Annotated in this window: 21 protein-coding genes; 13 read left to right on the forward strand and 8 right to left on the reverse strand. The window is 67.1% G+C overall.

What is annotated here, in order from left to right:
• Positions 1-7: 7 nt before the first annotated feature.
• Positions 8-1336, forward strand: a complete 1329-nt coding sequence (locus EL337_RS21600; RefSeq protein WP_048635349.1) for an HNH endonuclease signature motif containing protein — start codon at positions 8-10, stop codon at positions 1334-1336.
• A gap of 91 nt (positions 1337-1427) precedes the next feature.
• A complete protein-coding gene (locus EL337_RS21605) occupies positions 1428-2237 on the forward strand; it encodes an adenylate/guanylate cyclase domain-containing protein (protein ID WP_232786924.1) in 810 nt (269 codons plus the stop codon).
• On the opposite strand, the gene EL337_RS28785 is transcribed toward EL337_RS21605, so the two are convergent.
• The gene (locus tag EL337_RS28785; RefSeq protein WP_170216930.1) at positions 2204-2365 is read right to left on the reverse strand and encodes a hypothetical protein; all 162 of its coding nucleotides are present in this window, start codon (positions 2363-2365) and stop codon (positions 2204-2206) included. The genes EL337_RS21605 and EL337_RS28785 overlap by 34 nt on opposite strands.
• A 42-nt stretch (positions 2366-2407) precedes the next feature.
• Here EL337_RS28785 and EL337_RS21610 point away from each other — a divergent pair, with 42 nt between their 5' ends.
• Both EL337_RS21610 and EL337_RS21615 read left to right on the forward strand, forming a co-directional pair.
• Positions 2408-3082 (forward strand): guanylate cyclase, encoded by a 675-nt coding sequence (locus EL337_RS21610; protein ID WP_048635350.1) that lies wholly within the window; start codon positions 2408-2410, stop codon positions 3080-3082.
• A gap of 102 nt (positions 3083-3184) precedes the next feature.
• Entirely contained in the window at positions 3185-3757 is a 573-nt protein-coding gene (locus EL337_RS21615) for a hypothetical protein (protein ID WP_048635351.1), read from the forward strand.
• Positions 3758-3792: 35 nt separating this feature from the next.
• On the opposite strand, the gene EL337_RS21620 is transcribed toward EL337_RS21615, so the two are convergent.
• Positions 3793-4260: an SRPBCC family protein gene (locus EL337_RS21620; RefSeq protein ID WP_048635352.1), complete on the reverse strand. Its 468-nt coding sequence runs from the start codon at positions 4258-4260 to the stop codon at positions 3793-3795.
• A 2-nt stretch (positions 4261-4262) separates the two neighbouring features.
• Complete coding sequence (locus EL337_RS21625) at positions 4263-4763, reverse strand: hypothetical protein (protein WP_048635353.1); 501 nt, start codon at positions 4761-4763, stop codon at positions 4263-4265.
• Positions 4764-4888: 125 nt separating this feature from the next.
• Here EL337_RS21625 and EL337_RS21630 point away from each other — a divergent pair, with 125 nt between their 5' ends.
• Positions 4889-5125, forward strand: a complete 237-nt coding sequence (locus tag EL337_RS21630) for a hypothetical protein (RefSeq protein WP_048635354.1) — start codon at positions 4889-4891, stop codon at positions 5123-5125.
• Positions 5126-5169: 44 nt separating this feature from the next.
• The gene (locus EL337_RS21635) at positions 5170-5664 is read left to right on the forward strand and encodes a nitroreductase family deazaflavin-dependent oxidoreductase (protein WP_048635355.1); all 495 of its coding nucleotides are present in this window, start codon (positions 5170-5172) and stop codon (positions 5662-5664) included.
• 22 nt (positions 5665-5686) lie between these two features.
• Here EL337_RS21635 and EL337_RS21640 read toward each other — a convergent pair whose 3' ends face one another.
• On the reverse strand, positions 5687-6547 hold the full coding sequence (locus EL337_RS21640; protein WP_048635365.1) for a DUF4344 domain-containing metallopeptidase: 861 nt from the start codon (positions 6545-6547) through the stop codon (positions 5687-5689).
• Positions 6548-6678: 131 nt separating this feature from the next.
• Entirely contained in the window at positions 6679-7899 is a 1221-nt protein-coding gene (locus EL337_RS21645; RefSeq protein WP_048635366.1) for a cytochrome P450, read from the reverse strand.
• Positions 7900-8086: 187 nt separating this feature from the next.
• Between EL337_RS21645 and EL337_RS21650 the strand changes: the two genes are divergently transcribed.
• Together EL337_RS21650 and EL337_RS21655 are read left to right on the forward strand one after the other, a co-directional pair.
• A complete protein-coding gene (locus EL337_RS21650; RefSeq protein ID WP_048635356.1) occupies positions 8087-8635 on the forward strand; it encodes a TetR/AcrR family transcriptional regulator in 549 nt (182 codons plus the stop codon).
• A 92-nt stretch (positions 8636-8727) separates the two neighbouring features.
• Entirely contained in the window at positions 8728-9330 is a 603-nt protein-coding gene (locus EL337_RS21655; RefSeq protein WP_048635357.1) for a class I SAM-dependent methyltransferase, read from the forward strand.
• Positions 9331-9356: 26 nt separating this feature from the next.
• Here the strand turns inward: EL337_RS21655 and ychF are convergent, their stop codons facing one another.
• Positions 9357-10430 (reverse strand): redox-regulated ATPase YchF, encoded by a 1074-nt coding sequence (ychF, locus tag EL337_RS21660; protein WP_048635367.1) that lies wholly within the window; start codon positions 10428-10430, stop codon positions 9357-9359.
• 82 nt (positions 10431-10512) lie between these two features.
• On the opposite strand from ychF, the gene EL337_RS21665 reads away from it, so the two are divergent.
• Positions 10513-11598 carry a DUF6542 domain-containing protein gene (locus EL337_RS21665; RefSeq protein ID WP_126316648.1) on the forward strand — a complete coding sequence of 362 codons (1086 nt, stop codon included), beginning with the start codon at positions 10513-10515 and terminating at the stop codon, positions 11596-11598.
• On the opposite strand, the gene EL337_RS21670 is transcribed toward EL337_RS21665, so the two are convergent.
• Both EL337_RS21670 and EL337_RS21675 read right to left on the reverse strand, forming a co-directional pair.
• Positions 11595-13343 (reverse strand): penicillin-binding transpeptidase domain-containing protein, encoded by a 1749-nt coding sequence (locus EL337_RS21670; RefSeq protein WP_048635194.1) that lies wholly within the window; start codon positions 13341-13343, stop codon positions 11595-11597. The genes EL337_RS21665 and EL337_RS21670 overlap by 4 nt on opposite strands.
• Positions 13344-13391: 48 nt before the next feature.
• Positions 13392-14393 (reverse strand): 4-hydroxy-3-methylbut-2-enyl diphosphate reductase, encoded by a 1002-nt coding sequence (locus tag EL337_RS21675; protein WP_048635253.1) that lies wholly within the window; start codon positions 14391-14393, stop codon positions 13392-13394.
• A gap of 52 nt (positions 14394-14445) precedes the next feature.
• Between EL337_RS21675 and EL337_RS21680 the strand changes: the two genes are divergently transcribed.
• From EL337_RS21680 to EL337_RS21695, 4 genes are all read left to right on the forward strand, one after another.
• Positions 14446-15039 (forward strand): lipid droplet-associated protein, encoded by a 594-nt coding sequence (locus EL337_RS21680; protein ID WP_048635195.1) that lies wholly within the window; start codon positions 14446-14448, stop codon positions 15037-15039.
• Complete coding sequence (gene xseA / locus EL337_RS21685) at positions 15036-16307, forward strand: exodeoxyribonuclease VII large subunit (RefSeq protein ID WP_048635196.1); 1272 nt, start codon at positions 15036-15038, stop codon at positions 16305-16307. Before EL337_RS21680 ends, xseA begins: the two co-directional genes overlap by 4 nt.
• Entirely contained in the window at positions 16304-16516 is a 213-nt protein-coding gene (locus tag EL337_RS21690; RefSeq protein WP_048635197.1) for an exodeoxyribonuclease VII small subunit, read from the forward strand. Before xseA ends, EL337_RS21690 begins: the two co-directional genes overlap by 4 nt.
• 63 nt (positions 16517-16579) lie before the next feature.
• The gene (locus EL337_RS21695) at positions 16580-17704 is read left to right on the forward strand and encodes a 3-beta-hydroxysteroid dehydrogenase (RefSeq protein ID WP_048635198.1); all 1125 of its coding nucleotides are present in this window, start codon (positions 16580-16582) and stop codon (positions 17702-17704) included.
• The last annotated feature ends 43 nt before the right edge of the window (positions 17705-17747 follow it).

The raw sequence follows: 17747 nt of genomic DNA on the forward strand, positions 1-17747 counted from the left end.
TCGATGTATGGATGGGGTGTCGGAGGCGGTCGCGACCATCGGTGAGCAGCTGGCGGTGCTGTCGACGGCCTGCGACGAGCTGTCCCACCGCGAACTGATCAGCCTGCTGGCACAGGTGAGTGCGGTGGTGCGCGCGGTGCCCGCGCTGGAGCACCGCGCGCTGGCGCGCCTGACCGCCGAGACCGAGCCGTGCCGGTTGGGCGAGAAAACCTGGCCTGCAGTCCTGACGACAGCGCTGCGGATCACCAGCGCCGAGGCCAAACGCCGCATTGCCCGGGCCAAGGTGCTGGGCCCACGCCGGAGCTTCACCGGCGAGCCGTTGCCGCCGCTGTGGGAATCCACCGCTGCCATCCAAGCCCGCGGGGAACTCGATGTCGAGCATCTTGAGGTCATCGAGCGCTTCCACAAAGCGTTGCCGTCCTGGGTCGATGTCGACACCCGCGCCGCCGCCGACGCTCAGCTGGCCGAGCTTGCGGCAGGGCTGGATCCCGACAACCTCGATGCCGCCGCCAGACGGTTGCTGGCGTGTATCGATCAGGACGGACCCGCACCCGAGGAGCGCGAACGGGAGCGGGCCGCCAAGCGCGGCGTGCGAGTCGGGCCACAGCAGCCCGACGGAACCGCCGCCATCTCGGGCTGGATGACCGCCGAAGCCCTGGCCATCTGGGACGCAATCTTCGCCAAAGAAGCCGCCCCCGGCCACAACAACCCCGACAGCCCGGGCCCCGATGTTCGTACCGCTGCCCAACGCCACCACGACGCCTTCCTCGCGATCGGCCGCCGAGCGCTGGAATCCGGAGAACTCGGCACCCACAACGGCCTCCCCGTCACCGTGATCGTGTCCACCACCTTGCAGGAGTTGGAAAAAGGCGCCGGGGTCGCGGTCACCGGCGGCGGCTCCCTACTCCCGATGCCCGACCTGATCCGCATGGCCGCCCGCGCGCATCACTACCTGTACATCTACGACAAACACACCGGCCAATCGCTGTATCTAGCCCGCACGAAACGGCTCGCCTCCGCGGCGCAGCGCATCGTGCTGCACGCCCGCGACCGCGGCTGCACCCGCCCCGGCTGCACCGCACCCGGCTACTGGTGCCAAGCCCACCACGCCGTCACCGACTGGACCGACGGCGGACAAACCAACGTCGACGACATGACCCTGGCCTGCCCCCAAGACCACCGCATGCTCGACACCACCGGCTGGCGCACCCGCAAAAACAAGAAGAACCAGACCGAATGGCACCCACCACCCGACCTCGACACAAGCCAAGACCGCGTCAACGGCTACCACCACCCCGAGCGCTACCTCCTGCCCGAAGACGATGACGGGCCCTAGGGCGACGCGCACACCACCGTCGTGCGTGAAACGACTCGCGAACCAAGGGGCCTTGGCGAGCGTCACGCCACCAGCATCCAATACTGGACCGGTGACCGGAACGCTGATCGTGCTGTGCCTGCTGGCGGTGGTGACCGCCGGCCTGGCTGTGGCACTGGCGGTGCAGTCACGGCGACTGAAGACCGCGCAGGAGGAGGCCGACGAACTGCGCCGCCGCCTCGACACCCGGCAGATGCTGGTCTCCGGCGGAACCAGGGCCGTCAAGACAGTGTGGGAGACCGCCAACATCCTGCGGCGCGATGGCTTCGGCGCAGCGGTACGGTCCTCGATCGAGGAGCTCGCCGACTGGGCCGAGGTCGAGCGGCCCGACCTGGCGAGGCTGGCGCCCGGCGGTCGGGTGGCGATCATGTTCTCCGACATCGAGGAGTCCACCGCCCTCAACGAACGCATCGGAGATCGCGCGTACGTCAGGCTGATCGGGAAGCACGACAGATCGGTCCGAAGGTTCGTCGACAAGCACGACGGCTATGTGGTCAAGAGCCAGGGCGACGGTTTCATGGTGGCGTTCACCCGCCCGGAGCAGGCGGTGCGGTGCGGCATCGACATCCAACGCTCACTGGACAAGCAGCCCAACGGCATTCGCGTTCGGATCGGCATCCACACCGGAAAATCGGTGCTGCGCGGCGACGACCTCTTCGGCCGCAACGTGGCGATGGCCGCACGGGTGGCCGCACAGGCCGACGGCGGTGAGATCCTGGTCAGCGCAGCGGTGTGCGAGGCCGTCGAGAGCTCCGCCGAGTGCGAGGACATCGCCTTCGACGACGAGCGGGAGGCCGAGCTCAAGGGTTTCTCCGGCTCGCACACGCTCTACCCGGTGCGTTCGGCCTCGTCGAGCCGTTGATGCAGGCGCGCTCGGATGTCGTCCGGGGTGTAGGCGTTGCGGCGCCGCTGATCACGCGCCACCAGCGCTCCACCTGCGACGACGCCGGCGACACCGGCTAGCCCGACCCACTTCCAGATCCCACGCATGCCCATCAGTCTGCATAAGCTGCGGGGGTGAATCCAAGCACCGTGTCTCTACAACGCGCGCTGGACGAAACCCGAACGGGCGATATCTGGCTGTTTCGCGGGCACTCGGGGCCGGATCGGGCCATCCAGTCGATGACCAACAGCCCCGTGAACCACGTTGGGATGACCGTCGCGATCGACGACATGCCTCCGCTGATCTGGCACGCCGAACTCGGCGACAAACTGCTGGACCTGTGGACGGGCACGAACCACCGCGGGGTGCAGCTCAACGACCTGCGACAGGCCGTCGAACGGTGGATCAACAGCTACGACCAGCGCTGCTGGCTGCGTCAGCTCACGCCGTATGCCAGCCGCGACCAGGAGGATCGCCTGCTCCGGGTGATCGCCCGGATGGACGGCACGCCGTTCCCGTCCACGGCGCGGTTGACCGGACGTTGGATGCGGGGCCGGCTCCCGAACGCCGCCGACTTCACTCGCGGAATTCCGTTCGTCCACAAAAAGGTTCGGCAATCAGTTGAGCGTCGCAAGGAGAAGACCAAGACCAGTCTGGAGACCGCCTACTGCGCCGAGACCGTCGCCATCGCCTACGAAGAGATGGGCCTGCTGGAGACCGAGAAGCATTACAACTGGTTCGACCCCGGCAAGTTCTGGAGCGGCGACACCTTGCCGTTGACCGAGACGTACCAACTCGGCGATGAAATCGCCGTGCACCTCTAGCCCGATCCTTGCGCGAAACGCCGAACGATATCGCGCATTTTCGCACGTCAAGGTGCTTTGCTGAGTCTCAGCAGACCCATCGGCACCCGAGGGAGCGCAGGAATGCCGAGATCGACGGACGACACAGCCCCGGCAGATGAACAGCCGGCGCGCGGCCTGTTCAGCGCCAGGACATCAGCGATCTCCATCGTCGTCGCGTCGATCGCCACACTCGGCGTGGTGTTCGTGATGCTTGACTCCGACGGCGACCAGGTTCCGCAGGTGCAATCCATTCCCGCTCAACCGGATACCGTTTCTCAGTGGGTTTCCGCGCCTGCTGCAGCCGAGCCGAAACCCGCCCCGCCGCAGCCACGGACACCGGCCCTCGCGATGGATGCCAGCGGTTTCGTCGACTCCACTGCACGCTGCGACTCCAGTCAGCGTGCCGTAGCGATCGCCCGCACCGAGCGGTCGGCGATGGTGGTGTGCCAGAACGCGGACGGGAACTACCAGTATCAGGGAATGCGCCTACATGACGGGGCATCACTGGAACTCGACGACGTACGGCCGATCTCCGCGGGGTTCGAGGCGCGCAACGCCGGCACGACCTACCGCCTCTCTCCGACGGAGTTGGTCGTGATCTCCGGTGAGTCCCTGCAGAGCCGTGACTCTGTTGTCGAGTACCGGGCTGGTTGACCAGAGGTTCCGACCCAGACAGCGACGACGTCGCGCTATGACTGGGTGGCGAGGTAACGAGCGAGATTGTCCAGTGATGAGTTCATCCCGGCGACATGGTCATCCGGTGAGATTCCGACAGGGACATCGTCAGCGCGGATGTCGACGCGGGTGCCACCCGCAACCGGGAGCGCCGTCCAGGACATGATCATCGTTCCCGAAAACGCGGGGTCGCCGGAGTCGAACACATTCTCCTGCACAACGCGGCGGCCCGGCACGATCTCGGTGAACCGCCCCTCGACGACGTCGGTATCGGCGGACGACTTGGCGCTTCCCACCGGGTCGTCGACATAGGTCAGGATCATCCGATAGGAGCCACCCGCTCGGGCTTCGAAATGGTCGAACCGGCCGGTCATCCCTGATGGCGGCAGCCACTGGACGAGTGCCTCCGGGTCGACAAAAGCGGCGAACACGCGCTCGGGCGATGCGTCGACAATCCGGGATGCGGTGTCGGTGCGTCCCATACCTAGCGCAGGTACTCGAAGGCCTCGCCGCCGGGAAGCCAGCTCATCGACCGGCCGTCTCCGAAATCGGACAGCAGCGCGATCACCGGACTGACCACCTCTGCGACAGTCGGACGCAATTCCAAGGCGCGCTCCGCGAACTCGATGCGCAGGCCCTCGCCGGGCGCCTCAGCGGTGGCGACCACGTCGTCACCGATCAGGGACCGCATGGCGTCGGCGTAGCCCACTTGTCCGTCGGCGATGGGGCCGCCCGGCGTGACCACCACCGGCATCACCTCGCAGGTGAGGACGGGAACGTCGGGCGACTCGGTGGACCCGAAACCGAACTGGACATCGCTGGCGCTGAAATGAACCGACTGCAGCGGGTAGCCGACCAGGCGCGAGAGCAGTTCGTTGTAGTGATGGGTCCTTGGCGCAGAGTACTGAGGATGCAGATAGCGCACTGAAGAGGTTTCCTCGTCGGGCAATTGATCATCGCCGGAACCAGTAAGACCTTCAGTCATCCACACACCTCAGAATCGTCGCTCTCCGCGCACCTCGCTGTGTTGACACAATACTTCAACGTGCAAAGACGAGGTGTATCTCGTTTGTTACCTCTTTGCGACAACTAGCGTGAAAGCTCGACCTGGTGACGGCGCTCGGCGTTTTTGCGGCCCTGGTGGCGGCGTTGTGCATCGGCTACGTCCTCGGTCGTCGTGCAGGTCAGAGGACTCCGTCGTGGCGGCAACGCACCAGCCGGGCCGCGCTGGGCAGGCAGGCCGTCGGCTTCATCGCACTGGTGGCGGCCGGCAGGCTTGAGCGCACCGTCCGACGGCGGTTTCCCGCGATCGCACGCCATCGCCTGCCGCGGCCGATCGGGCGGTGACCACGCCTGCCGGGCGGCCGACCCGGTCAAGGTAGGTTGCGTCCATGCCGTTGCGCTATGTCGACCCCCACAGAAGACGGGGATCCCGATACGAGCAGGGCGTCCGTTTCGGACGCTCCCGTGTGGGGCAGTTCCTCGCCCGCCACGTGGCCCGCCGCACCGATCCGCTGCTGTTCCGCCTCACCAGCGGACGGGTGAACATGGGGCCCATCGTCAACGCACCGCTGCGCACAACCGGCGCCAAGACAGGCCAGCCCCGCGAGGTTCAGCTCACGTACTTCCACGACGGCTCCGACGTGATCCTGGTCGCGTCCAACTTCGGCGGCAGCAAGCACCCGCAGTGGTACTACAACCTGAAGGCCAACCCGGACTGCACGTTCGGCCAGGAACCGTTCACCGCAACCCAGGTGACCGATGCCGAGGAGTACCGGCGGCTGTACGAGCTCGCCGAGCGGGTCTATGCCGGTTACGGCGACTATCGCGACCAGACGGCGAACACCGGACGCCAGATCCCGATATTCCGGCTGACGCCGCGCTAGATATGCGCCGAGGGTAGCCGGTTCACTTCACGTACGGATCCAGCAGCGTCGCCCAGCCGTACTGCATCTTGGCGTACTCGTCTTCGCACAGTTCGGCGCGGTCCTGCGGTAGTTCACCGTTGTCGACCATGCCGGCGTTGCCCTCGGGGTCGGCGCCGTACGCCCAGCACAGAAGGTTGTACATCCGGGTCTGGTTGAGCGAATGACCGCCGGCGAATTGCGATTCGCCGACCTCGCCCTCCTGCTCGGCGAAGGCGCGGAACTCGCCGGCGAAATCACGGACCACTTTCACCGACTCAGGATCGACCGTGCCGTTGTCATCCTCTGACAGCAACACGAACGCAGCGAGTTGGTCGGCCACGTCTTCTTCCCTGCCTGTGATCGGAAGGTCGTAGAGGTCGATCAGCATGTGCCCGAGCTCATGATAGAAACTGCCGATCTCGGCGTTGAGCGCAGCGTCCACGGGGTCGGGATCCCCGTTTTCGGCGAAGACGTTCTCGGCGAAATCGGCGTCCTCGTAACAGAGAACCACCGCCTGCTCGCTGGGATCCCAGAACGCGTTGGGGTCGCCGCATTGTTGCCCCAGCAGCCGAACGTCAGACGGCAGATTGAACGTCTCGTTGACCGATGCAGCGAGACCCTGGAGAAGCTCCGCATCCTCCATCAGTCGGCGACCGTTCTCCGCCTCCGAGGTGGACGCCGCCTCGTAGGCGGCGGTCATCTCGCCTTCGTCGGTCGCCTCGTCCACGGCAGGCGCATCCGTCGCCGTTGCGGTAGCTGTCTCCGATTGCGTTGGCGCAGAGCTATTTTGCTCCGGCGCGCTGCCACACCCGGCGAGTAGCAGTGCCGCCGCGAACACCCCACCCGCGCGCCAAGCGATCACGACGTTCCTCCCCCGCACCTCGCGCCCCCCGGTCGGGACCAGCATGATGATGACATACGGCGCCTTCGCCCACCCGGTTTGCCGAGACCATCGTCGTCAGGGGATCGCACGGTGAGGCGGGACTCCACGCCCTAGGTGACTGCTAGTTCCAGATAGTCGAGGCGACGCACCAGGAGGCTGGGCAGCCAGCGTCCCGTCTCGGCGGCCCGAACCAGTGTGGTGCGCTCCAGCAACTGCCGGAGCACGACCGTGGCCTCCAATCGCGCCAAAGAGGCACCGACACAGAAGTGCGCCCCCCTCCCGAAACTGATGTGACCTTTCCCGGCGGGCCGGTCGAGCCGGAACTGGCCGGGCTCATCGAAGTGCGCGGGATCGCGATTGGCCGCGCCCCACAGGAGCAGCAGACGCGAGCCGGCCGGCAATGCCACCCCGCCCAGTTCGGTGTCACGAACGACGTGTCGATAGTGACCGCGAAACGGCGGCTCGTAGCGCAGCACTTCCTCCAGGAATGCGCCGAGCAACTCCGGCTGCTCCCGCACCTCGTGCTGGATTGCCGGGTGGTTGGCCAGAATCCATGCCGCCGAACCGATCAGCGAAGCAGTGGACTCACCTCCCGCGCTGAACAGCGTGATCATCATGACCTGTGCGGCGATCGGGTCCAACTCACCTGAGGCGCATGCCGTGGCGAGGTCGCCGACCAGGTCGCCCTGAGGGTCGGCGGTGGCGCGCTCGAACTGCGCGGTGATGTACCCGCTGAGTTCCATGACCGCGACACCGGCGTCGCCGAGTTGTTCTTGGGTGACCAGTCCCTCCACGAATTGTGTAGCGGCGTAACCCCACCGAACGATCTTGTCGATGTCCTCGTCGGGAACTCCGATGATACGTCCCACGATCATCATGGGCAGGCGGTTGGCCATCGCGCCCATCCATTCGATGCGCCCACCCCGAACGCCGGTTTCCCAGATGCTGGTACACGTCTCGGAGATGAACGGCTCAGCGGCCCGTATCCGCTTGGCTGCCAACTGAGGTATCAGCGCCTTGCGGTGCACGGCGTGCGCGGGATCATCGGCAGTGGCGAGTGCCTGCGTCGGACCGCCGAGTTCTCCCATCGGGAACGGGACCACCGCGCCATCGGCGTCACGCATCATGGTCGCCGTCAGATTCGAGGAGAAGTCATCGCACCGTGTCACCGCCTCATTCACGGTGTCCCATCCGGTCACCGCATAGAAGTCCGAATCACCGATGCGGTGGACCCGCCCTTCTGCGTGCAGACGCTCGTACAGCGGATACGGGTCCTGGATGTACTCGTCATCGAACAACGCGATGCCGAGCGCACCGTTGAGCCGTGTCATGTGGTCCACGCTGATGGATCATCCGCGACGGGGTCAACCAGTGACGACGAAGTTGAGACTGCCGACTGGCGCACCGAGTCGCGGTCGTCTCAGCGGTGGCTGCGGACCTGCGCGAACGGTGAGATAGGAATCAGGATTCGTCTCAGATCTGAGAAGATGGTTCCGAGACGGCGCAGGGAGTGCACAGGTGGTTCGCGAGGATTGGGTAGTGGGCGGGGACCGTCGGGAGGCAGCGGCTGAGCGCATCTACGCCGCCGCTGTCGACCTGGTGCTCCGAGAGGGCTTGGACGCGTTCAGTATCGACGCCTTGGCCGAGCGGGTGCACTGTTCGAGGGCCACCATCTACCGCTACGCCGGTGGCAAGTCCCACATCCGCGACGCCGTGCTGCTCCGCATCGCGACCGGCATCACCGACACCGTTCGGCGCGAGGTCACCGGCCTGAGCGGCTCTGCGCGGGTGGTCAAGGCCATCGCTGTGGCACTGCAGCAGATCCGGTCCGATCCGATTCGGCGACTGATGATGAGTTCGAGCACGGCACCAGAGTTGAGCGGCCTGCACTCCTCACCGGTCCTGAGTGCGCTGGCCGCCGAGCTCAGCGGAATCACCGACGACGACCCCGCGGCTGCACTGTGGATCGTCCATGTGGTGATGTCGATGGCCTACTTCCCCGTCGGCGATGAACGAACCGAGGCCGACATATTGCAGCGGTTCGTGTCACCGGCGTTCGACCGGTGAGCTGGTCTTCTGCACGTTGAAGCAATTCATCAGATTTCAAAGTCGATGAACGCCACGGGTCATGAGCAGACGCGCCGCCTAGAGTCGGCTTCATGACGGACTTCGTCGTCAGGCGCCGGTACACCGAGGTGTCCGATGCCTACATACGAATGTTCGGCGCCGTCACTCATGTCCATCCTGACGATCTCCGATTCCTCGGACGGAACTTCGCGCGATGTGATGGCACGATTCTCGATGCCGGCTGCGGACCCGGCCACCTCACCGGATTCTTGACGGATCTCGGCCTCAAGGCGATGGGGATCGACCTGGTACCAGCGTTCATCGAGAGCGCCCGCGCGAACTGGCCCGAAGTCGAATTCGCCGTCAACTCGATGTGCCCGCTCGATGTGCCAGGGGGATCCTTAGGCGGGATTCTCGCTTGGTATTCCCTGATCCACTACGAACCGAGCACCCTCGCAGAGGTTCTCCGCACATTCCATACGACGTTGTCCGACAACGGAACTCTCGTGATCGGTTTCTTCGAAGGTGAGGACGTCGAGCCTTTCGAGCACAAGGTCACAACCGCATATCGCTGGCCCATCGAAGAAATGTCAGAGACCGTGTCGGCGGCGGGATTCGTGGAGGTAGATCGCCTGCGACGACGGGGGACGGATCAAGTCCGACCGCACGCCGCTCTCGCCCTGCGCGCCCAATGACATCGAGACGTTGAAGCGGAATCCCACTACACGTTGAAGCGGAACTCCACTACGTCACCGTCGGCCATCACGTAGTCCTTGCCTTCCATCCGGACCTTGCCCGCGGCCTTGGCAGCGGCCATCGATCCGGCTTCCAGCAGATCCTCGAAGGACACGATCTCGGCTTTGATGAAACCCTTCTCGAAATCGGAGTGGATCACCCCTGCCGCCTTCGGCGCGGTGTCGCCCTGGTGAATTGTCCAGGCGCGGGCCTCCTTCGGACCCGCCGTCAGGTAGGTCTGCAGCTTCAGCGTATGAAAACCTGCGCGCGCCAACGCATCAAGACCCTTTTCGGTCTGGCCGATCGACTCGAGAAGCTCGGCGGCCGACTCCTCGTCGAGCTCCTGCAGCTCCGCCTCGATCTTCGCGTCCAGGAACACCGCGTCGGCGGGGGCCACCAGCTCGCGGAGCGCGGCCACGCGCGCCTCGTCGGTGAGCACCGATTCGTCGGCGTTGAACACGTAGAGGAACGGCTTGGAGGTCATCAGGTTGAGCTCGCGCAGCAGCGTCACATCGACCCCGGCCGAGAACAGGGTCTTGCCGGTGTTGAGCACAGCCTCGGCCGCCACCGCCGCCTCGTGCACCGGTTTGCGGTCCTTGTGGGTGCGCGCTTCCTTCTCCAGCCTCGGCAGCGCCCGCTCCAGGGTCTGCATGTCGGCGAGGATCAGCTCGGTCTCGATCACCTCGATATCCGACTTGGGGTCGACCCGGCCGTCGACATGCACGACATCGTCGTCGGCGAACACCCGCACCACCTGACAGATGGCGTCACTCTCCCGAATGTTGGCCAGGAACTTGTTGCCAAGCCCCGCCCCTTCGGAGGCGCCTTTCACGATGCCGGCGATGTCGACGAAGGTGACCGGCGCAGGCACGATCTTCTCCGAACCGAACATCCTGGCCAGCTCCGACAGGCGCGGATCCGGGAGCGCGACCACGCCCTCGTTCGGCTCGATCGTCGCGAACGGGTAGTTGGCGGCCAGCACGTCGTTGCGTGTCAGCGCGTTGAACAAGGTTGACTTGCCAACGTTCGGCAATCCGACGATTCCAAGGTTGAGGCCCACGGGGTCCACAGTGTAGGCAATGTGACCGCCACGCAGGCGTTCGCTTGCGGCGTCAACATGTCGGAGCCGGTACGGTCGACCTGTGGCAGGACAGCGCGCACGGCCGTCGGTAGCGGCCGATCACCGTTCCGCGCACCCGAACATCGCAGGCATTCCGTGGTGGGGAGCGGTGCTGACTGCGGTGATCGCGTCGCTGGTGGGGTTCGCTTTCGACGCTGGATCCGGTGGTCAAGATCTGACCACGGTGTTCGCCGTGCTGTACGTGATCGGCTGCCTCATCGCGGTTCTCGCGGTGCAACAGGCCGGCCTGTTCACCGCGGTCATCCAACCGCCGCTTGTGCTGTTCGTCACCGTTCCCGCCGCCTACTTCCTCATGCGCAGCGGCGACATCCAGGGCATCAAGGACATCCTCATCAACTGCGGCTACCCGCTGATCCAGCGATTCCCGCTGATGTTCTTCACGTCCGCGGCGGTTCTGTTGATCGGCCTGGCCCGCTGGTACTTCGGCAAGTCGGCCGCCACTGCCGGCGCCGCCGCCGCTACCGACGAGCCGGCCGCGCGCCCCCGCAGTGGGCGGCTGTCGTCGACGCTGTCCTCGCTCCTGGGCGGCGCCTCGGACACCGAGGCCGAGGCCGCCGACGAGCAGCCGCGCCCGCGCCGGGCGTCCGACCGCAGGCGCACCGGGGCGGCGAAGCAGGCCGCCGCCAGGTCGGCTCGTGGAGCTCGGCCGGACAGGCGCGCCGCCACGCGGTCGCGGCATGCCCGCGCAGCGGAGCCCGACAGCGACGAGCCGATCGCCGACCGGCCGCGCAGGCGCAGGCCCGCACCGGCCGACGACCCGCGGGACGTGCCGGCCGAGCGGCGTCGCCGTCCCCGGCCGACATCGCGGGACCCGCGCGACCCCGTCCCGCCCCGCGAACGGCGCTCGCAGTACGACCGCGAGGATCGGTACGAGCGCCCGCGGCCGCCGCGGACCGAGCGTCCGCAGCGGCGCAGCCGCTACGACGAGTACGAGCCCGTCGATCCGTTCACCCCGAGCGGCACCAGCACGCACCACCCGATCTCGCGGGTGCGGTACCGCGGGGGCGACGAGCCCGACGATCAGCCCGAGTACCGGCCGCGCCGACGGCCGCAGCGCGACGCCGACCGCTGGGAATACGACATCTAGCCCGTCGCGCGCAGAAACTGGCCCGCCGCGTCGACAGCCGGCGCCGAGCTGCCCGCATCGCTGACGAACACCGCGAGCGCGAGGTCGCCGCTGATGCCGACGAACCAGCCGTGGGCATGCTGGTCGTCGATGTATTCGGCGGTGCCGGTCTTGCCGAGCAGACCGGGGATGTCCTGCAACTGGGTGGCGGTGCCGTTGGTGATCGTCTCGCGCATCATCGCCTGCACCTGCTCGTCCACGTTCGGCGGCAGCGGTTCTGGGGTGCGGTCGGGCACCCCGGGCTGACCCTCGACGATCGCCGGCGCGGGAACGGTGCCGTGCGCCAGAGTGGCGGCCACGAGCGCCATCCCGAAGGGGGACGCGGTGACCTTGCCCTGCCCGATGCCTTCTTCGACGCGCAGCGCCGACGTGTCGGCGACCGGCACGCTGCCGGTGACGGTCGTCATGCCCGGCGCCACGTAGTCGATGCCGAGGCCGAGTTGCGCGGCCGCCTTCGTCAGTCCGTCCGACGGCAGGTTGACCGCGAGGCGCCCCATGGTGGTGTTGCACGACTTCGCGAACGCCGTATGCAGGGGAACGTCGCCGAGCTCGAAGTTGTCGTCGTTGGGGATCTGCCTGCCTTCGATGTTCTCGGTGCCCGGGCAGGCGACGATGCTGTCCGGCGTCACCTGCCCGGCCTGCAGTGCCGCCGACACCGTCACCGTCTTGAAGGTCGAGCCGGGCGGATAGAGACCGGTCAGCGCGATCGGCCCCTGGGCGTCAGCGGGCGCGTTCTGCGCCACGACCAGCAGGTGGCCCGTCGACGGCTGGATGGCCACGATCGTGGCGGGGGTGGGCAGCGGGGCCAGCGCCGCCTCGGCGGCGAGCTGCATACCGCTGTCGAGGGTGCTGGCGATGTCGCCGACGGGCTTGGCGTCCTGGCCGCCGACCTGCCGTGGGCCCGTCTCCGTCTCCGCCGTCACCGCCCATCCGGCGGCCGCGTCGGTGCGCTGCTGCCACAGCTCCGACAGGCCCGACAGCGTCGGTGAGGTGAGCGCGCGATCGGTGGCCAGCAGTCTGGTCTGCGGACGCAGCGTCACGTTCGGCAGCGCCGACAGTTGCGCCTGGATGGGCGTCAGATCCTCCTCGCGGAGGGTGATGGCGGTGACGGGTTTGCCCGCAGCGGCCGCGAGATCACTGCTCAGCGACTCGGGGGTGATGGTGGGAGCGATCGGATTCAGCAGTGCCGCAACGGCGGTGACGTCGGCACCGGGAGCGAGGTCGACCAGGGTGACGATGTGCTGGGTGAGCAGTTCGGCGCCGGTGCGGTCCAGCACCCGGGCAGCCGGTTGAGGAACGAGGGTGCCGTAGGACAGCGGGCCTTCGCCGAGGCCGGGCGCGACGGTGTCCGGTTGCCACTGGATCCGCCAGTCGTCGCCCTCGGCGTTCGCGGTGCCCTCGGTGGTGTAGGTCCACTCGGTGCGCTTCTCCGGCCCGAACTTCCAGGTGGCCGCCAATGTGAACGTCGCGGCATTCTCCTGCCGTTCGGTCGCGGTCACCTCGAAGCGCACGTCCGTGCCGAGGCTGCCGAAAAGCTTGGCGAGGGTGTCCGAGGCCGCAGCGTCGTCGCTCGTCAGCGCTGCCGCTGCCGGGGCGTCGGCCCGACTCAGCGCATCGGCGAAGCCGCTGACCGTGCTCTCCAGCCGGTCTTCGGCAGTGCTGCAGCCGGCCAACAGCAGCACGGCAGCCAGCACGACGATCGACATTCTTCGGACTTCACGGCGCAGACCCTCCACGGGGCTCGAACGTACCCGCTAGGTCCGGGCGGCCCTGATCTCCCGCGGCAGCGCGAACACGAGTGTCTCGTTCGCGGTGGTCACCGGCTGCACCACGTCGAAGCCGTGTTCGGCGAGCCGGTCGAGCACGCCGCGGACCAGGATCTCGGGTACCGATGCACCGGAGGTGACGCCGACCGTGGTGACCCCGTCCAGCCACGCCGGGTCGATGTCCTCGGCGTAGTCGACCAGGTGGGACGCGTCGGATCCGGCGCCCAACGCCACCTCGACCAGACGCACCGAGTTCGATGAGTTCTTCGAGCCGACGACGATCACCAGCTCGCACTCGGGAGCCATGGCCTTGACCGCTACCTGACGGTTCTGCGTCGCGTAACAGATGTCGTCACTGGGCGGATCCTGCAACGTCGGGAACTTCTCCCGCAGCCGTCGCACCGTCTCCATGGTCTCGTCGACGCTGAGCGTGGTCTGCGACAGCCAAATCACCTTGTCGGGGTCGCGCACCGTGACGTTGTCCACCGCGTCGGGGTTGTCGACCACCTGCACGTGGTCGGGCGCCTCACCGGCGGTGCCGACAACTTCCTCGTGACCCTCGTGGCCGACCAGCAGGATGTCGTAGTCGTCCCGGGCGAACCGCTTGGCCTCGTTGTGCACCTTCGTCACCAGCGGGCACGTCGCGTCGATGGTCTGCAGATTGCGCTCGGCGGCCTCGACGTGGACGGTCGGCGCGACACCGTGCGCCGAGAACACCACGATCGCGCCCTCGGGCACCTCGTCGGTCCGCTCCACGAACACGGCGCCGGCTTTGGCCAGCGTGTCGACGACGTAGCGGTTGTGCACGATCTCGTGCCGGACGTAGATCGGCGCTCCGTGCTTTTCCAGGGCGCGTTCGACGGTTTCCACCGCCCGGTCCACGCCGGCGCAGTATCCGCGCGGCTCGGCGAGCAGGACCCGTTTGCCGGTCGTCCGCTCGACTACCGAGCTCGCGGCACCCGGAATCCCCATGTTGACTGTCGGCGGCATGGCTCCAGGGTACTTACCTGCCACGCCGAACGCCCAGCCGTAGGCTGTCGCCATGTCAACTGCACCGTATGGGGTCCGGCTGCTCGTGGGCGCGGCGGTGACCGCTATCGAGGAGACCCGCAAGCTTCCCCAGACCATCCTGATGTACCCCATGACCGTGGCCAGCCAGATCGCGCAGCTGGTCATGAAGATGCAACAGGATGTCGCCGTCCTGGTGATCAAGGGCGACGAGACGCTGGAGTCGATCTTCCCGCCCAAGGACGAGCAACCGGAGTGGGCGACTTTCGACGAGGACACCGGTGCGTCAGGCGACGCCGGCGACGCCGACGTGGTCGAGCTGCCGGTCCGGGACGGAGAGCGGCTGACGGAGGGACGCTTCGCGCTGTTCAGCGGCGAGCCGGACGCGGCGAAGGCGTCGGCGAACGCCGAGACGCCGGACAGTCCGCCCGCTGTGTCTTCCGATGCCCCGGAGATCGTCGGCGAGATCGACTACGCGTCGCTGACGCTGGCGCAGCTGCGCGCGCGGTTGACGACGTTGCGCGTCCCCGATCTGGAAGCGCTGCTCGCATACGAGGAGTCCACCAAGGCGCGCGCCCCCTATCAGACGCTGCTGGCCAACAGGATCACGCGCGCGTCGGCGAAGTGACCTCGGCGAGCCGGGACACGGGCAGCGACGCGGCGCCCGGGCAGTCGGCGGACAACCCCTACCCCGTGCGCGGGGTCGCCATCCGTGTCGCGGGATGGATCGACAAGCTCGGTGCCGTCTGGGTCGAGGGCCAGATCGCGCAGTTGACGCTGCGCCCCAACTCCAACACCGCGTGGATCACGCTGCGCGACCCGGCTGCCGACATGTCGCTGTCGCTGACCTGCCCGCGCGACCTCGTCGTCAACGCACCGGTCAAGATGACCGACGGCACCCAGGTCATCGTCTATGGCAAGCCCAACTTCTACACCGGGCGCGGCACCTTCTCGTTGCGCGTCAGTGAGATCAGGGCGGTCGGCATCGGCGAACTGCTGGCCCGTATCGAGCGGTTGCGGCGACTGCTGGACGCCGAGGGTCTCTTCGATCCGCGACTGAAACGCCCTATCCCGTTCCTTCCGTCCACGATCGGGGTGATCACCGGCCGGGCGTCCGCCGCCGAGCACGACATCACGGCCGTGGCCTCCAGCCGGTGGCCGGCTGTCCGATTTGCCGTGCGCAACACCGTGGTGCAGGGACCGAACGCGGTTCCCCAGATCGTGGCGGCGCTGCGCGACCTCGACGCCGACCCCGAGGTCGATGTCATCGTGCTGGCCCGCGGCGGGGGCAGCGTGGAGGATCTGCTGCCTTTCTCCGACGAGACGCTGTGCCGCGAGATCGCCCGGTGCACCACGCCCGTGGTGAGCGCGATCGGCCATGAGCCGGACAACCCGCTGTCCGACCTGGTCGCCGACGTGCGGGCGGCGACACCCACCGACGCCGCGAAACGCATCGTGCCCGACGCCGCCGCAGAACAGGCGCTCGTCACCGATCTGCGGCGCCGCAGTGCCCGCGCGCTGCGCAACTGGGTGAATCGGGAGTCCCACACCGTGACCCAGTTGCGGAGCAGGCCGGTGCTGGCCCGCCCGCTGGCCGCCATCGATGCGCGCGCCGAGGAGATCCACCGCTTACGCGCGGCCGCCCGCCGCGACGTCTCCCGGTTCGTCGCGACCGAATCCACCCGCATCACCCATCTCGCGGCCCGGCTGACCACGCTGGGGCCTGCGGCGACACTGGCGCGCGGGTATGCGGTGGTGCAGACACTGCCCGAGGCGGGACTGCCGCAGGTGCTGCACTCGGTCGCCGACGCCCCCGCAGGCACCCGACTGCGGGTGCGCGTCGCCGACGGAGCAGTCACCGCGATCAGCGAGGGCAGTCATGGAGAACCAGAATGAAGCCTATTAGTGAACTCGGATACGAAGAAGCGCGCGACGAGCTGATCGAGGTGGTGGACCGTCTCGAGCACGGCGGGCTGGACCTGGATGCGTCGCTGAAACTGTGGGAAAGAGGCGAACAGCTGGCCAAACGCTGCGAGGAACACTTAGCTGGCGCACGCGAGCGAGTGGAGAAGGCGCTGGCGGTCAACGACGACGCTGACGTGTGAATCTGAAACGATCATCCGCCCAGAGCCTCGAAATTGGAACACGTTTCAGTTATTCTCGCCGCCATGAGTGATGCAACGCTGCAGACTGAACTCGGCCGGGTCCTGGTCACCGGCGGCTCCGGCTTCGTCGGGGCCAACCTGGTCGCCGAACTCCTCGACCGGGGTCTGGAGGTCCGCTCGTTCGACCGGGTGCCGACTCCCCTGCCCGGACATCCGCGTCTTGAGGTGCTCGTGGGAGACATCACCAACATCGAGGACGTCGCCGCCGCCGTCGGCACCGGTGCGGGCAGGGCGGACACCGTCATCCACACCGCGGCCGTCATCGATCTGATGGGCGGAGGCTCGGTCACCGAGGAGTACCGGCAGCGCAGCTTCGCCGTCAACGTGACCGGCACCCAGAATCTCGTGCGCGAGGCGCAGAAGGCGGGCGTGCAGCGCTTCGTCTACACCGCGTCCAACAGTGTGGTGATGGGCGGCCAACCCATCTCCGGCGGCGACGAGACCCTGCCGTACACCGATCGGTTCAACGATCTGTACACCGAGACCAAGGTCGTGGCCGAGAAGTTCGTGCTGTCCCAGAACGGCGTATCGGGGATGCTCACCTGCTCGATCCGACCCAGCGGCATCTGGGGTCGCGGCGATCAGACGATGTTCCGCAAGGTCTTCGAAAGCGTGCTCGCCGGACATGTGAAGGTGCTGGTGGGCAGCAAGGACATCAAGCTCGACAACTCGTACGTCCACAACCTGGTGCACGGATTCATCCTCGCCGCGCAGCACCTGGTCGAGGGCGGGACCGCGCCCGGCCAGGCGTACTTCATCAACGACGGCGAGCCGATCAACATGTTCGAGTTCGCGCGGCCGGTGGTGGAAGCCTGCGACCAGCCGTTCCCGACGTTCCGCGTGCCCGGACGTCTGGTGTGGTTCGCCATGACCCTCTGGCAGTTCCTGCACTTCCGGTTCGGGCTGCCCAAGCCGCTGCTGGAACCGCTTGCGGTGGAACGGATCTACCTCGACAACTACTTCTCGATCGCCAAGGCCGAGCGTGACCTGGGCTATCGGCCGCTGTTCACCACAGAGCAGGCGCTGAAGCAGTGCATGCCCTACTACGTCGAGCTGTTCCACCGGATGAAGGCCGACGCGGCTCAACCCGCGGTGTCGGCCGCTGCCCCGGTGCCGCCGAAGGGCTGACGCTTCCAGGTCGTCATCATGTGATGACGACCCATGGGAGGCT

It is taken from the genome of Mycolicibacterium aurum (assembly GCF_900637195.1).
GTDB classification, from domain to species: Bacteria; Actinomycetota; Actinomycetes; order Mycobacteriales; family Mycobacteriaceae; genus Mycobacterium; species Mycobacterium aurum.

Bases quoted from the DNA above. Each gene is read 5' to 3' on its own strand.
- EL337_RS21600 (WP_048635349.1), top strand. From the start codon at position 8: ATGGATGGGGTGTCGGAGGCGGTCGCGACCATCGGTGAGCAGCTGGCG.
- EL337_RS28785 (WP_170216930.1), bottom strand. From the start codon at position 2,365: ATGCGTGGGATCTGGAAGTGGGTCGGGCTAGCCGGTGTCGCCGGCGTC.
- EL337_RS21615 (WP_048635351.1), top strand. From the start codon at position 3,185: ATGCCGAGATCGACGGACGACACAGCCCCGGCAGATGAACAGCCGGCG.
- EL337_RS21620 (WP_048635352.1), bottom strand. From the start codon at position 4,260: ATGGGACGCACCGACACCGCATCCCGGATTGTCGACGCATCGCCCGAG.
- EL337_RS21625 (WP_048635353.1), bottom strand. From the start codon at position 4,763: ATGACTGAAGGTCTTACTGGTTCCGGCGATGATCAATTGCCCGACGAG.
- EL337_RS21635 (WP_048635355.1), top strand. From the start codon at position 5,170: ATGCCGTTGCGCTATGTCGACCCCCACAGAAGACGGGGATCCCGATAC.
- EL337_RS21645 (WP_048635366.1), bottom strand. From the start codon at position 7,899: ATGACACGGCTCAACGGTGCGCTCGGCATCGCGTTGTTCGATGACGAG.
- EL337_RS21655 (WP_048635357.1), top strand. From the start codon at position 8,728: ATGACGGACTTCGTCGTCAGGCGCCGGTACACCGAGGTGTCCGATGCC.
- EL337_RS21670 (WP_048635194.1), bottom strand. From the start codon at position 13,343: ATGTCGATCGTCGTGCTGGCTGCCGTGCTGCTGTTGGCCGGCTGCAGC.
- EL337_RS21675 (WP_048635253.1), bottom strand. From the start codon at position 14,393: ATGCCGCCGACAGTCAACATGGGGATTCCGGGTGCCGCGAGCTCGGTA.
- EL337_RS21680 (WP_048635195.1), top strand. From the start codon at position 14,446: ATGTCAACTGCACCGTATGGGGTCCGGCTGCTCGTGGGCGCGGCGGTG.
- EL337_RS21690 (WP_048635197.1), top strand. From the start codon at position 16,304: ATGAAGCCTATTAGTGAACTCGGATACGAAGAAGCGCGCGACGAGCTG.
- EL337_RS21695 (WP_048635198.1), top strand. From the start codon at position 16,580: ATGAGTGATGCAACGCTGCAGACTGAACTCGGCCGGGTCCTGGTCACC.